This is a genomic window from Arcicella rosea, assembly GCF_014204325.1.
GTDB lineage: Bacteria > Bacteroidota > Bacteroidia > Cytophagales > Spirosomataceae > Arcicella > Arcicella rosea_A.
The window spans coordinates 1-14,670 of record NZ_JACHKT010000049.1 but is presented as its reverse complement, the minus strand read 5'-3'; the positions used below and the strand labels follow the sequence as shown (position 1 = coordinate 14,670).

Here is a 14,670-nt window from a genome sequence, read left to right as displayed (position 1 = left end):
CTCTTGAAAAAGCTTTGGTGTTTGTCTGAATTTCAGCAATATTTTAGTTATTCTTTTTTATTTTTAGCATCAATAATAGCACCTGTACCTGCTCCAACTCCTGCACCAATTACGCCACCGATTAATGCACCTTTCAATGGGTTATTGTTTCTTGAGATAATTGCGCCAGATACTGCACCAACGCCTCCTCCAATCAAAGCTCCTTTTACAGCACCACTCATTTTTTTCTTTTTGGCTACCGCAGGGGCAGAGGCTACTGTATTATTATTAGTACTACTAGTACTTCCGCCAGCAGATACTTTATTGGAAGTATGTTTTGAATTGGCTACTGTATTCGCAGCATTTAATGAATCTATACTTACTTGTTTTTGTGCTTCTAGTTTCATTGAATCAATTACTGCTTGTTTTGCTTCTTCTAAAGCAGTTTGATTCTTCATTGAATCAATCGCCATTTGTTTGGCTTGTTCTACTTCTGTTTTAGTATTTTGATTACAAGAAACCATGATGATGAAAGCAGATAAGATGATTAGGGTATTTTTCATATTTCTATTTTTTGTTTAAGAATAATTTGCCAGTAATAATTAAAATATTATTCCAGTGTTTAAGTGATATGTAATCTAAATTTTTTGAGAATATATGAGGAATATATTCTACATATACTGTGTCTTCCTTATAAAAATTTAATAAATTGTAGTCTAAACATAATTTACTATGGACAAAAGAATACATTCAATAGACTTTGTGAGAGGATTGGTGATGGTTATTATGGCGATAGACCATGTAAGAGATTTAATGCACGTCTCTTCATTATCCGATGACCCTACCAATTTAGCTACCACCACTCCATTTTTATTTTTTACTCGTTTCATCACACATTTCTGTGCACCTACTTTTGTTTTTTTATCGGGTACTTCTGCGTACTTGTCTTTCAAAAAACAAATAGATGTTAAGGCGAATCAAAGGTTCTTGTTGAGTCGGGGATTGTGGTTGATTCTTTTGGAATATACCATTGTTAATTTTGGCATTTGGTACAATATTCATTTTAGCATCATTATGTCGCAAGTGATAGGTGCAATTGGTTTTAGTTTTATCATACTTGCTGCTTTATTAAGACTATCGCCCAAAACCATTGGCATAATCGGTCTAGTTATCATCCTTGGGCATGATTTATTAACGCCTCTAGCTTTTGCAATTGAAAACCCTAGTTTAAGATTCATTACCTCATATCTTTTTGCCTCTAATCTTTTTCAGATAACACCCCATTTTACTTTCTTGATTTCTTACCCAATTATTCCTTGGTTGGGAATTATGTTGTTAGGTTATGCAAGTGGATTAATCTTTGAACTTTCAGCTGATAAAAGAAGGAAATTATTATTTCAGGTAGGGATTTCGATGCTTGTACTCTTTGCTGCATTAAGATGGATAGATATTTATGGAGATGGAGCAAAATGGTCGGTTCAGAAAGACGCTGTATTTACATTTTTGTCTTTTATTAATCTTAGTAAGTATCCGCCTTCATTATTTTATACTTTGGTGACTTTGGGCGTGATGATGCTAGTTTTAGCAAGTGTAGATACCTTGAAAAATAAGGTTGTCCAAATTGTTTCTGTTTATGGCAAAGTACCTTTGTTTTATTACCTCATTCATTGGTATTTGGTACATACTACAATGATTATCGTATTATTTATACAAGGCTTTACTTGGGAAGAAATGGACTTTAGCCCATTTTCATTTGGCAGACCTAAAGGGGTTTCAGGCGTAGAATTACCTATGATTTACTTTATCTGGTTATTGATAGTCATTGCATTATTTCCACTGTGTAAATGGTACGGAGATTATAAAATGACCCATAAAGAAAATAAATGGCTACGCTATTTATAACAATAGCTTCCTTGTGATGGGATTGTCTCATCACAAGGAAGCAAAACTATCTTATTTTGTCGGATTATCTTTGCTTTTAAGCCTTTTGGCATCCTTTAGGCTTTTGTTAAGCATCCATTCAATTTGCCCATTCACACTTCTGAATTCATCTGCTGCCCATTTTTCTATGGCTTTCATCATGTCAGCATCTATGCGTAGGGCAAAAGATTTCTTTTCAGCCATAACTTATTGATTTAAAGTGCCTGTATTAATTACAGGCTTTGTTTCGCTATCACCACATAGTACAACCATTAAGTTGCTTACCATCGTAGCTTTTTTATCATCATCAAAAGTGATGATATTCTTTGAACTTAGTAAATCTAAAGCACTTTCAACCATTCCTACGGCTCCTTCCACAATTTTATGGCGTGCAGCTACTACCGCAGAGGCTTGTTGTCTTCTAAGCATTGAGTGTGCAATTTCTGGTGCATAAGCTAAATATGCAATTCTTGACTCAATTACTTTGATGCCAGCAATTTCTAATCTTTCACTTACTTCATTTTCTAAAGCTGCATTAATATCATCGAAATTAGTACTCAATGTAATTGTTGCTTTCTCATCTTCAAAATGATCATAAGGGAAAGAACCTGCTAGTTTTCTTACTGCCGAATCTGTCTGTATTTTAATAAAACCAGTATAATTGTCAACGTCAAAAATAGCCTTAAATGTATCTTCTACACGCCATACTAAGATTACACTGATTAAAATAGGATTTCCCATCTTATCATTCACCTTTACTTTGTCGCTTTCAAAATTGCGGGCTTTCATTGATAAACTTGTACGGCTAAGGAAAGGGTTTATCCAGAACAATCCGTTTTGTTTGATAGTGCCTTTATATTCACCAAAGAGCAAAAGTACTTGTGCACTATTAGGACTAATAATGATAAAGCCTTTTATTATCAAACAAATCAACAACGAAGCAAGTACAGCATCAAATGGATGCTTTTCAACAATGCCAAAATTAAGAAAGCAATACTTAACAACAATGCAATGATAGCTAGGTATCCATTGATTGGATTAATGTGTTTTTCAGTTTTCATAGAAGTAAAATTTTGATATTAAAATGATATTACAATAGTACTATAATTTTTGAGATAGCCATTCATTTTTAATGACTTATGTGCTATAAAAATGATAAATGGCTTTAGCCAATGATTAGTGAATATCACAAAACAAACATGAGTCAATCCCGAATTTTCTCATCAAATATTGAGTTTTGAGTGGTTTTATAGTTTTTATCGCCTTGTCCTTACTTTTCTTTTCTTGATAAAAGAAAAGTAACAAAAGAAAATCAAGAATTCCTAAACTCGCTTCGCTCAAACAGTAGGAATTCGTTGCCCATCAATCATAAAAAAAGCGGTTGAAAAACTAATTTCAACCGCTTTTTTTATGATTTTAAAATTCGGAATGACTCATGTTTCAATAATACTTTAATCCAATTATTTTACTAAATACTTAGCGCTAATCCAACCTTCTATATCGTTTAGCCCATGCACGGTGTCTAATACTTCTACAAAGCTCCAAGTGCCTTCTCGCTTTAATATCGTTACTTTGGTATTGGCTGGGAGCATCTTAGTCACGGTCTCAAATTGTGTGCCTGCACCTTTTCTGATATTTACTTCGGTACTGGTTTTGTAGAGGTCAAGTGTCTCATCTTTTCTACCCATCGCTTTTGACTTAAAGCTTCCCATCGGAAAAGCAGGGCCTGGGTCACTTTTGCGGAAAGGAGCAATGTCTTCATGTCCTACTACATCTTTCAAAGCATAAGTCTTCACCAATAAAGTAGCCACTTCTATGGCTACAGCTAACTGTTTTTCAGAATATTCATGCCAAGCATTTTCTACTGTTTCGTTTTTATGTTTAGCGATGATTACATCATTATCTGGCACAGACTCTTTATCAACTGGGCAAACCCATTTGCCTCCTTGTTTAATTAATTTTCCACCATTTACAAGCTCAATCCCAATTGAATAGCTATTTAATCCGTTCAAACCATTCCACTGACTAACACCTGCATGCCATGTGACAACATTAAAAGGAGCAAACTGGGTAATAGTACCATCTTTGTCAATCACCAAATGTGCAGAAGCTTTTGCTTCTGGTTTCAAAAACCATGCAATAGAACCCGCCGCTTTGGTGGCTGCTGTATAGTGCATTACTAAGTAAGTGGGCGAATATTTACTACCCCTGTTGGGCGTAGCACGATAGCTCACTTGTTTGCCGTCGTTGGCATAAAGTAAATGATTTAAAATTTTCATTAGCGTTTTAGTTTTGAGTAATAATGGTAAGCTTATTGCTATTTTTAAGGTTTAGGCATTTCTGGATTTACTTTCTTTGCTTTTTTAGGGGCTTCTAGTAAATTAAAATTAAACAAGGATATACATTTTTCTACATCGGCTGGAAACATCAGTGCTATGCTATGAATTGTTTTTAGTAACTCTAATTCTAGCACTTTTCTATTGGTAGAACGTTCTACACGGCTTTCGCCTACTGTTCCCTTTTGTAGTAATTGTGCATTACGGCTATCATGAAACTGACTATTAAATGCTTTTAATTCATTCCTAATTTCATCTCCAATTCGGTTGGCATACAAATCTGCGGCATTACTTACCTGAATTAATAAGGCTGGCAATTTAGTTTGGGTTGCCGTTGAGTATTCTCTAATGCCTTGTGGATAAAATGCTTGATAGGCAGCAGTATTTGTACCACCTACGGCTCTGGCAATTACACCTTGATTTAAACTCATATAGGTCTTGAAGTTTTTGATGACTTCGTTCAAACCTAATGTTTTGCCCTTCTGTAAAGCTAGGGCTGTCTTAATAACACCAACTTCATCGCCCAAGGCATTTGCTGCGGGACTCAAAGCGTTAATAAAGGCATTAAATTGATTGTTGACATTAGCTGCTTGTAGTTTAGCAATAGCATCAATTGCGAATTCATACAGTCGAGGCGAAGAAATATTCTTACTCTCGAAAAAATTGTTGAAAAACCTTTCAGGTTGTAGCATGGCTTTTTTTGTTTTAGGTTATGGAAAAAAAATAAGTAGATTCTTAATCAAGGAAATAGATTGAATAGATTTTGACATAAATACTTTTTTTAAAAGATTAAACATCAAAACTCAATTTGGTACATTCCATTTTTCAGGACTATATGCTAAATTATAATTTGGTACATTCCATTTTTCAGGACTATATGCTAAATTATAATTTGATATGTTCCATTTTTCGAGACTATATGCTAAACTATAATTTGGTATGTTCCATTTTTTGGGACTATATGTTAAACTATAATTTGATATGTTCCATTTTTTGGGACTATATGTTAAACTATAATTTGATATGTTCCATTTTTTGGGACTATATGCTAAATTATAATTTGGTACATTCCATTTTTCGGGACTATATGTTAAACTATAATTTGATATGTTCCATTTTTCGGGACTATATGTTAAAGCTCAATTCAGTATATTTCATATATCTAAATTATGCTTTTAAGAATATAAAGTATTCAATCCATTAGCTTCTAAGTATTTAGTCGTGAATTACCCCTTGAAAGCTAACTTCTAATTCAATATTATTATTAGCATCAACTATAATCTGAGATGGAAGTACCAACTTCCCATTGGCTATCTGCCAATCAAAAATAATTTTATCAAGGTCATTACTAAAAAAACGCCATTCGTAAATACCATTGTTATTCCTAATCTCCAACCAATAGGTTTGTTGAGTAATATAATCGGTAGAATTAGCAACTATCAGCTTACCTATTTTTTGAATCAAAGGGTACAACTCCTCTGCCACCTTTACCCACGGAGCATTACCAATAGAAGTATAGGACATCGTATTAGTAATCGTTTTAATCATCTTGTTTTCATCAGAGAAGAAGCCTAATACTTCTTTCAAAGCCTAATCTTAGGAACTAGTTAAATAGTTTATTAGATAGCACATTGCTCAATACCAGAAAAATCAAGTAAAGAAAAGTGTAGTGCTATTGTGCTTGATTATCAGTATATTAAAGCTGAGTAAATCTAAATATTTAACTAATTCAGGTCAAATAAAATGGAAAATATTTACACCAATTTTTATTAAACGGTAAATGGAGGGAATTGTGGAGGAGGATTTTGTAAAGAAAATGAGGGAGGAGGAGGAAAACTACCCCAATAAACTGTATTGATTTTATGGTTTATTGGGGTAATAAAATTAAAAGGTTTTGAAAATGATTATTGATTAAATCTTAGCATATCCCATTTAACCTTTAGGAAACCAAAGAAATTTCCATTTTTGGGGTCATACTTAATTTCTACAGGGAAATATACATTTGGTGCAAGCCTGATACTAATTGTTGAAGCTAACATAAATGTTTTTTCTTCTTCATTACTGTATCTTCCTCTAGGAATGTAATTATACTCTACATTTAATAAGACTTCAAGTGCTGAAGATTTTATGTCAGTTTTAGACAGTGCTAAAACTTTGTTTACACCAAATTTCCCAGTTAGTACAGTTCGATTAATTGACTTTTCAAGATTGGTAGTATCTTGGAGATTTTTAAAAAATACACCGCCATATAAATCCCAAGGATAATCTTCCCTTTCCCGCTCAATACCTCCCAAACCTTTAATGAACTCCGTTTGCAATGTTATTTCAGACCATTTTTTATCTACATAGTTTGAATTTAAGGCTATTGTCCAAATAGAAGCGTTATTCATTTTGTTAATAGTTGAATCATAGCTTTTTGTAGCAGCAGCAAAATTAGCTTCAAATGCCTGAAGGCTAGATTTATTGATTTTTTCTAAGAGTAAAGGGTCTAACAAACTAATATCTTGTTGTTTAGTAAACTTATCTAAACTGTTTTTGACCCTCTCTTTATCTATGATAGAAAGATTTTTATCATCCATGTTTTGATAATCATCACGTATTTGAGTTAAAAATGGTAATAGACTCTGAACAGACTTGTTGAATTTTTCAGTCTTTTCAAAATACTTAAATGTTTTAGGGTCTCTATTATTAATAATGGCATATTTTAAATTCAAATTTAACCCTTTTACTTTTAGTTGGTTTTGGCTATCAAAAATTATACCTCCACCCATTTCAAAATTTCTGCTAAATACATTATCTAAATATGCCGTTTTGGCTTTGTCAGTGTGGCTAAACAAAGTTTTCCAGCCTTGAAGAGAACCCTTGAACTCTAATTTATTATCAGTAGAATTTACCAATTTGTTGTCAAAGGCAAATTGTAATTTTTCGGATAATATTTCAGTTAAAATGGATTTGTTTGCCTTATTATTTTTTGCATATTTTTCAAGCGTGTATAAAGTTTCTTTGGAGTCATATTGAGCCAATGCTTTATTGGTAAAAGTTGATAGAACAACGACTAAGATTATGATGTATTTCCATCCTCGTAAAATATATGTCTTCATGATATTATTAAGGTTTAACAGTAAAAGGTAAAATGCCATAAAAAACAGTTTGTGTAAATTTTGCAGTCGCTAGTGTTTTCTGTTGTTTTTTTATTGTAATTAACACAAAACCATCACTAGGTTCTGAGCCTGCAATAACAACAGCCTTTTCACCTTCCTTAATCTCAACCTCTTTTTCAAAGACACCAGCTCCTTTGAAATGAAATGTGTTTTTTGAGTCAAAATCAACAAAAACACTTCCAGTACCTCCTTCGATTTTTACTATTAATTGAATCTTTTCCATAGTTTATTATTTGTTTACCGCCTACTCTAAATCCCTTTTCGGCTTTACGGGTTTGGTTTTAAATTTTTATTATACAGGGGGAGTTGTACCTTTAATCGTTTTTGCAACATAAGGAACTACTCCAATTCCTAATCCTGCAATTATTTTCCAAATACCATCCAAATCAATTAAATCAGTATGTTTTGATACTTGTGCATAATTATAAATAGTGACAATGCTTATTGCAATCACTATTGCTGTAATACCTGTTAAGAATGCTATCACTCTACTTGAACTTCTTGCATAATTGGGAGTTTCGGTGATTGTGGTTATTGGTTTTAGTGAATCAGTAGGGTCTTTTTTTGTTTCAGAAGATATAGATTTACTTACACTTTCATCCACAGAGAGTGCATCTGAAAGTTTGAAGTTTTCCTTTTTTAACCAAGACATAAAATAGAAAAACAATAAAAGGAATAATATTGCTGGCAGCATAATTATAAGCCACTCTTCAATGGTAATTTCAGCAGGACTTTCAATTTTTTTTGCAATATCTTTTACCCTATTGCCAATTAATGAAAGTTCTTTTTGAAGCTTTAATACAGAATCAACTAAGACTCTTTGAGATTTTATTTGTAGTGTATCAACCTTAATAGTTTCCCCAAAACTGGAAAAGCTTAACAATAAAATAATGGGAAAAAGGATTAATATTTTTTTCATCTAAGTAAATAGTTTACCGCCTACTCTAAATCCCTTTTCGGCTTTACGGGTTGATTTTCAGTGATTTAATTATGGAGGTAAACTTAGTGTTTTGAAGAATATGTTGATAAAAACTGTGGAAAAATCTAAACTTTTATTTATTATTCGGTCAATGACCTTCTTCAATTTGATATTTTTTAATTTTTCCAACAAAAAAAGGGCTTACAGATTTTGCGTTTCACAAAACCTGTAAGCCCTTTTTTAAAGAGATACTAATATCTAATTCAAAATATAACGTTCAATCACTTCTGCTACTCCATCATTATTATTTGAGGCTACAATTACATCAGCTTTATGACGAATTTCTGGTGTTACATTATCCACCCAAACACCTAAGCCAGCGTATTCAATCATGGTTAAGTCATTATTGGCATTTCCTACGGCAATAATTTCAGCAGGATTAATGTTGAGTCTTTCGGCAAGTCTTGCTAAACTTGCGGCTTTATCAATTCCTTTTTGCATTACTTCCAAGAAAAAAGGCTTAGATGTTGTAATACTTTTATGGTCAATATGTGCTTTTAGTTTATCACTCACTGTTGCCAAATACTCTGGTTCTTCCAACATAATACACTTAATAGAAGGCTTATTGATAGCCTCTTTAAAGCTTTCAACCTTTCGCAAAGGCATACCAGTCAAATATGCTTCAAGGTCAATGTATTTTGATTCGGACTCAGTAATGATAGCACCGTCGAGGTAGGCTAAAATATGCACATTGTGTGCTACACTAAAATCATATAATTCATGGAGATGTTCAGCACTAATACTTTGTTCAAAGAGTACTTCTTCGTTGGTCATATCTACAATCTCACCACCGTTGTAGGCAACAATATAAGAACCAAAGGTATGGAGCGATAAATCTTTGGCATAATGCGTCATGGCAGGAGTTGGTCTTCCAGAGGCAAGTACTACATAAACGCCCTTTTCTTGGGCTTTTAAAATCATCTCTTTGTTTTTCTGAGAAATCTGATGGTCGTCGTTAAGAAGGGTGTCGTCCATATCCAACACCAGCATTTTATATTTCATTCGTAAGGATTTTTTCTGCAAATTACGATTGAAGTATTGAAGACTAGCCATAATCTCAGAAAGATTATATACTTTCCTGAAATTAATAGGTTATCAATCAGTTAAGAATAGTATATTTCAAAAAATAATAATATTTGAAAAAAGAAAAACCTTATCAATCATATCATCCAATATCATGAAAAATCCTATTTATCTATTACTCATTAGTGCATTATTAGTAAGTTCTTGTGGGAATAATGCCGAAGTAAAAACACTACGACAAGAAAACGAAGCACTAATTGCCGAGTTAAAAGCCTTGAAGGCAAATGGCGTAGCGAATGCCCCCAAGTATATTTTGAAGATACGTTTAAAGCAATCACATTTTTCATTGAGTATCAAAAAGCATATTAAAGATGCTGTAAATGCTGTAGAATTTGAATTGCCAGTAGATAAAGAGTTTTTTGATTCTGTCTCAGAAGGCACAGAACTAGTTGATAAATTCAGGTTTGGCTCTTTTGTTTTGTATGGTAGTTTTGGCGATTGGGAAATGACTGTGAAGGGGAAAGAGGTTAGGGAAGGGAAGCCTTGAGATTATAAAATATAAATAGAGTAGTATTCTTTTATTACTTATACCATGTTGAGATTTCTGGGAATTATAATTTTCTTTTTTACAATACAATCTTCAGTAGGACAGACTATTGTTTGTCCTACTGAGATTCCATATTATATCATACAAAGAAAAAGTCCTTACATAACATTACCTGATAGTTTAGGCGGTAAAGATGTAAAAGGTTTTGCAGGTTTTAAAATAACCTTGTATTCAGGCAAGCTAAAACAAATAACCTTGTTAAAACTTAAGCTTTCAGGAAAAGTGAATATTTCATATTCAGGAGGAAATGATTTAAAGGATAGTATCATCAATAAATATGAAGTGTTTTTAAAACATTGTGTGCATGATATTAAAATAGTAAAAACAGATAAAAGGAAAGCACCTAAAATCTACAACATAATGTTTTTAAGTAGATTTTAAATCTATCATTGCAATTTAGTGTTAGCTATTTTTTCAAGTACTTTATCTTTGTTAAACCTACATTTCTCTAAAAAAGCTTGTAATTTGCCAACAAATTTAAAATTCCTTGATGCGCAAATATTCTATTATCATTCCTGTTTATAATCGTCCCGACGAAGTGGAGGAGTTACTGCAATGTCTTGTAAAGCAGACTTATTCTTTTTTTGAGGTAGTCATTATTGAAGATGGTTCTGTCAACAAATGCGAGGAGGTAGTAAATACTTTTAAAAATAGCTTAGACATTCATTATTATTATCAACAGAACACAGGACAAGGCTTTGCTCGAAATACTGGTTTTAGCAAAGCGACGGGAGAGTACTTCATCATTTTAGATTCTGATGCTTTGATAGAAAATGATTACTTGGCGATTGTTGAGCAACAACTAAATACTGATTTTTTAGACCTCTACGGCGGTCCCGACCGTGACCATCCTAATTTTACGCCCATTCAAAAAGCCATTAGTTACTCCATGACTTCTGTATTTACTACGGGCGGAATTAGAGGAAGTAAAAATAATTTAGGAGGTACATTCCATCCAAGAAGTTTCAATATGGGACTTTCCAGAGCTGTCTATGAAAAAACAAAAGGTTTTATCATTACTAGAATGGGAGAGGACATAGAGTTTAGTATTAGGGCAATTTCTTTAGGTTTTAAGTCTGGATTAATCTCGGAAGCCTTTATTTATCATAAACGCAGAACCAGTTTTGTGCAGTTTTATCGTCAGTTGAGATTTTTTGGCAAAGCAAGAATCAACATTAGTCGTTACTTTCCAAAAGAGTTAAAGCTAGTACATACTTTCCCAATGATTTTTACGCTAGGATGCTTTTCGATTCCGATTTGGTACTTCCTTTTTCCGCCATTCTTCTATTTAGGAATTGTACTGTTAGGTATTTATGTTTTATTGAACTTCCTAGATTCTACGATAAAGAATAAAAGTATTGAAGTAGGCTTACTGAGTATTGTAGCCGTATTTGTGCAATTAATTGGCTACGGCATCGGTTTTATTACAGAAGGCTGGAAGAAATTATTTGAAGAAAAAGGTTTTAAGCAGACGGGGGAAAAGATAGAATATCCTTCTTAAAGTGGTGAATTGTGAATGATGAATGTTGAGTTTCATTAATAAATAGAAAGACCAGATTGAAACTTCAATCTGGTCTTTCTATTTATGTTCGCTCATAGCTCAAAACTCAAAGCTAACAGCTCTTAGTAATATTTCTCAGCGACTAAATAGTTTTTTACATAGTCGTTCACACCTTCTTCTAATGTTGTAAAGTTTTTATCATATCCTATTGATTGTAGTTTCGACATATTTGCTTCTGTAAAGTATTGGTATTTATCTCTGATGTCTTCAGGAGTATCGATAAATGAAATGTTTTCTGGAACATCCAATGCTTTGAAAGTATTTTTTACCAAATCCAAGAAAGTACGGGCTGTACCTGAGCCGAGATTATAAATACCAGAATTGCGACGATGGTGCATTAAGTAAATACATACTTCTACTACATCTTTCACGTAAATAAAATCACGCATTTGTTCGCCGTCTTTGTAATCCTCATTATGCGAGCGGAAAAGTTTCATCTCGCCAGTATTTTTGATTTGGTTAACAGTATGCCAAATTACTGAAGCCATTCTGCCTTTATGAAATTCGTTTGGTCCATACACATTGAAGAATTTTAAACCAGCCCAAAAGAAAGGTTGTTCTTCTTGTTTCAAAGCCCAAATGTCAAAATCATTTTTTGAATCACCATAAGGATTCAAAGGCTTTAATTGTGGAATTAAAGACTCGTTGTCGTCATAACCCAATTCACCCAAGCCATAAGTAGCAGCCGACGAAGCATATACTAATGGAATTTGGTAATCGAGACATTTCTTCCAGATTTTCTTTGAGTAATTCAAATTCAATTTATTGAAAATATCAACATTGAATTCAGTGGTATCTGTTCTCGCACCGATGTGAAAACAAAACTCAACTTCCTGATAATTTGCGTCTAGCCATTCAAAAAAGTGTTCTCTATCAACCCTTTCCTGAATTTTTTTACCATCAAGATTTTTATTTTTCTGTTCGTCAGAAAAATCATCAACGGCGATGATATAATTGAAATTATCTTGATTCAAACGTTGAATCAAGCAACTTCCAATAAATCCTGCGGCACCCGTAACAATAATCATAGAGTAGCAATTATTAAAATTGTATTTATACGTGTTAGGTAAATTTAAAAAACTATCAAAATTAAAATTAAGTTTCCATTTAAACTATACACTGATTTTGGAAAAAATATAATCTTTCCAAGATTTGTGTGAGTTTTTTACTTTTATAATTAAGTTCTTTACCGATTTTGTTCAAAAACGATAAGTAAAAATGCTTAATATTTGAAATTGAATTTATTCATGAAAGACTGATATTCTTAGATTTAATTTTTTTGAGAATAAATTCATCGTAATTTTGCACCCTATTCATATTTATAGGTACTTATTGCTACTGTTTTCCCAATAATACCTTCACTTGTAAACACTGAAAACAATGGTTTATGTAAGTCGTAAAGAGCACTTTAATGCTGCGCACAGGTTGTATAATCTGAGTTGGTCTGAGGAAAAGAATCGTGAAGTTTTCGGGCCTTGTGCTAATGTTAATTGGCACGGTCATAATTTTGAATTGATTGTTACAGTAAAAGGAAAACCAGACCCAGACACTGGTTTTGTAATTGATTTAAAAGTTTTGGGTGATATTATTAAGCAAGAAGTCATTGAAAAAGTAGATCATAAAAACCTAAATCTTGACGTAGATTTTATGCAAGGTAAAATGGCAAGTTGTGAAATTTTTGTAATGGAAATCTGGAAAATATTAGCACCAAAGATTTTAGCTGTTTCAGCTACAGCCAAATTACACAGCCTTCAATTATTCGAAACACAAAAGAATTTTGTAGAATACTTCGGTGAAGAGTAATGATATTATTGATTTTGGATTTCGGAAATACGATATTCGATATATTTTTGGAATTAGCTCCGAAGTCCAAAATCTGAAATCCAAAATCAAATGAAATATTATATCATCGCTGGTGAACGTTCGGGAGATTTACACGGCTCGAATTTGATTAAAGGTATTCTAAAGCACGATGAATCTGCTGAAATCCGTGCTTGGGGTGGCGATATGATGCAAAGTGCTGGTGCAGAAATCGTAAAACATTACAAAGACCTTGCCTTTATGGGCTTCTTCGAGGTCGTCAAAAATCTTCCAACTATTTTAGGTTTTTTGTCTTTTTGTAAAAAAGACATTTTACAATTTCAACCCGATGTTGTGATTCTGATTGACTATGCAGGATTTAATATGCGAGTTGCCAAATTTGCGAAGCTCAAAGGCATCAAAACATTCTATTATATTTCTCCAAAAGTTTGGGCTTGGAATCAATCAAGAGCCTTGAATTTAAAAAAGTATGTCGATAAATTATTCGTAATCTTTCCTTTTGAAAAAGACTTTTTTAAAAAGTATGATTATGAAGTAGATTATGTAGGTAATCCATTGTTTGATGCCATTGCAGATTTTACACCAGCCAAAGATTTTAGAAAAGAAGCAAGATTAGGACAAAAACCAATCATTGCTTTATTGCCGGGAAGTAGAAAACAAGAAATAGAAGGAATGTTGGCGATGATGCTAACACAAGTATATCAATTCCCTGAATATCAGTTTGTAATTGCAGCAGTCTCTAACTTACCTAAGGAATTATATGCCCGTTGGCAATCGATTTTTCCTGTAAAAATTGTTTTGGATGATGCTTATAATTTACTTTCTGTGGCTGATGCCGCTTTAGTAACTTCTGGAACTGCAACGTTGGAAACGGCTTTGTTCAATGTGCCACAAGTTGTTTGTTATCGAGGAGGCTGGGCTGCATATCAAGTTTATAAAAGAGTGATAAGAGTACCTTTTGTTTCTTTAGTGAATTTGATTGCAGGTAGAAAAGTGGTTACAGAATTACTGCAATATGATTTGACGAAAGAAAATCTTCAAACTGAATTGACAAAAATTACTATCGATAAAGAAAGTAGAGAAGCACAATTGAAAGGTTATGAAGAAATTAGTAATTTACTTGGCACAAAAGGTGCATCTGAAAAAGCTGGAGCTTTGATGGTAAATTATCTGAAACAGTAATCTTCAAACAAACATGAGTCATCCCGAATTTTAAAATCACAAAAAAGCGGTCGAAAAACTAATTTCGACCGCTTTTTTGTGATTGATGAACAACGAATTCC

Annotated in this window: 17 protein-coding genes; 6 read left to right on the top strand and 11 right to left on the bottom strand. The window is 32.9% G+C overall.

The annotated features are described in order from the left end of the window. Positions 1-47: 47 nt before the first annotated feature. Positions 48-542 (bottom strand): YMGG-like glycine zipper-containing protein, encoded by a 495-nt coding sequence (locus HNP25_RS20590; RefSeq protein ID WP_184137477.1) that lies wholly within the window; start codon positions 540-542, stop codon positions 48-50. 169 nt (positions 543-711) lie between these two features. Between HNP25_RS20590 and HNP25_RS20585 the strand changes: the two genes are divergently transcribed. Further along, entirely contained in the window at positions 712-1,881 is a 1,170-nt protein-coding gene (locus HNP25_RS20585; protein WP_184137475.1) for an acetyltransferase domain-containing protein, read from the top strand. Positions 1,882-1,932: 51 nt separating this feature from the next. On the opposite strand, the gene HNP25_RS20580 is transcribed toward HNP25_RS20585, so the two are convergent. The 9 genes from HNP25_RS20580 to HNP25_RS20540 form a co-directional block, all read right to left on the bottom strand. Next, positions 1,933-2,103, bottom strand: a complete 171-nt coding sequence (locus HNP25_RS20580; protein ID WP_184137473.1) for a type II toxin-antitoxin system antitoxin — start codon at positions 2,101-2,103, stop codon at positions 1,933-1,935. A gap of 3 nt (positions 2,104-2,106) precedes the next feature. After that, positions 2,107-2,823, bottom strand: a complete 717-nt coding sequence (locus HNP25_RS20575) for an SPFH domain-containing protein (protein WP_229202923.1) — start codon at positions 2,821-2,823, stop codon at positions 2,107-2,109. A 536-nt stretch (positions 2,824-3,359) separates the two neighbouring features. Further along, entirely contained in the window at positions 3,360-4,178 is an 819-nt protein-coding gene (locus HNP25_RS20570) for an N-acetylmuramoyl-L-alanine amidase (protein ID WP_184137472.1), read from the bottom strand. Between the two features lie 44 nt (positions 4,179-4,222). Next, positions 4,223-4,927, bottom strand: coding sequence for a hypothetical protein (locus tag HNP25_RS20565; protein ID WP_184137469.1), 705 nt, complete (start codon positions 4,925-4,927; stop codon positions 4,223-4,225). Positions 4,928-5,450: 523 nt separating this feature from the next. Further along, a complete protein-coding gene (locus HNP25_RS20560) occupies positions 5,451-5,822 on the bottom strand; it encodes a hypothetical protein (protein WP_184137467.1) in 372 nt (123 codons plus the stop codon). Between the two features lie 317 nt (positions 5,823-6,139). After that, on the bottom strand, positions 6,140-7,336 hold the full coding sequence (locus HNP25_RS20555; RefSeq protein ID WP_184137465.1) for a hypothetical protein: 1,197 nt from the start codon (positions 7,334-7,336) through the stop codon (positions 6,140-6,142). A gap of 7 nt (positions 7,337-7,343) precedes the next feature. Beyond that, the gene (locus HNP25_RS20550; protein ID WP_184137463.1) at positions 7,344-7,619 is read right to left on the bottom strand and encodes a hypothetical protein; all 276 of its coding nucleotides are present in this window, start codon (positions 7,617-7,619) and stop codon (positions 7,344-7,346) included. A 69-nt stretch (positions 7,620-7,688) separates the two neighbouring features. Continuing rightward, a complete protein-coding gene (locus HNP25_RS20545; RefSeq protein ID WP_184137462.1) occupies positions 7,689-8,315 on the bottom strand; it encodes a hypothetical protein in 627 nt (208 codons plus the stop codon). Between the two features lie 258 nt (positions 8,316-8,573). After that, on the bottom strand, positions 8,574-9,428 hold the full coding sequence (locus HNP25_RS20540; RefSeq protein ID WP_229202922.1) for a Cof-type HAD-IIB family hydrolase: 855 nt from the start codon (positions 9,426-9,428) through the stop codon (positions 8,574-8,576). Positions 9,429-9,552: 124 nt separating this feature from the next. Here HNP25_RS20540 and HNP25_RS20535 point away from each other — a divergent pair, with 124 nt between their 5' ends. From HNP25_RS20535 to HNP25_RS20525, 3 genes are all read left to right on the top strand, one after another. Then, positions 9,553-9,945, top strand: a complete 393-nt coding sequence (locus HNP25_RS20535) for a hypothetical protein (protein WP_184137458.1) — start codon at positions 9,553-9,555, stop codon at positions 9,943-9,945. A gap of 45 nt (positions 9,946-9,990) precedes the next feature. After that, a complete protein-coding gene (locus HNP25_RS20530; protein ID WP_184137456.1) occupies positions 9,991-10,386 on the top strand; it encodes a hypothetical protein in 396 nt (131 codons plus the stop codon). 109 nt (positions 10,387-10,495) lie between these two features. Continuing rightward, positions 10,496-11,506, top strand: a complete 1,011-nt coding sequence (locus HNP25_RS20525; RefSeq protein ID WP_184137454.1) for a glycosyltransferase family 2 protein — start codon at positions 10,496-10,498, stop codon at positions 11,504-11,506. Between the two features lie 122 nt (positions 11,507-11,628). On the opposite strand, the gene rfaD is transcribed toward HNP25_RS20525, so the two are convergent. Beyond that, positions 11,629-12,594, bottom strand: a complete 966-nt coding sequence (gene rfaD / locus HNP25_RS20520; protein WP_184137452.1) for an ADP-glyceromanno-heptose 6-epimerase — start codon at positions 12,592-12,594, stop codon at positions 11,629-11,631. 352 nt (positions 12,595-12,946) lie between these two features. Here rfaD and HNP25_RS20515 point away from each other — a divergent pair, with 352 nt between their 5' ends. Together HNP25_RS20515 and lpxB are read left to right on the top strand one after the other, a co-directional pair. Beyond that, positions 12,947-13,369 carry a 6-pyruvoyl trahydropterin synthase family protein gene (locus tag HNP25_RS20515; RefSeq protein ID WP_184137450.1) on the top strand — a complete coding sequence of 141 codons (423 nt, stop codon included), beginning with the start codon at positions 12,947-12,949 and terminating at the stop codon, positions 13,367-13,369. A 90-nt stretch (positions 13,370-13,459) separates the two neighbouring features. Continuing rightward, positions 13,460-14,569 (top strand): lipid-A-disaccharide synthase, encoded by a 1,110-nt coding sequence (gene lpxB, locus HNP25_RS20510; RefSeq protein ID WP_184137448.1) that lies wholly within the window; start codon positions 13,460-13,462, stop codon positions 14,567-14,569. The last annotated feature ends 101 nt before the right edge of the window (positions 14,570-14,670 follow it).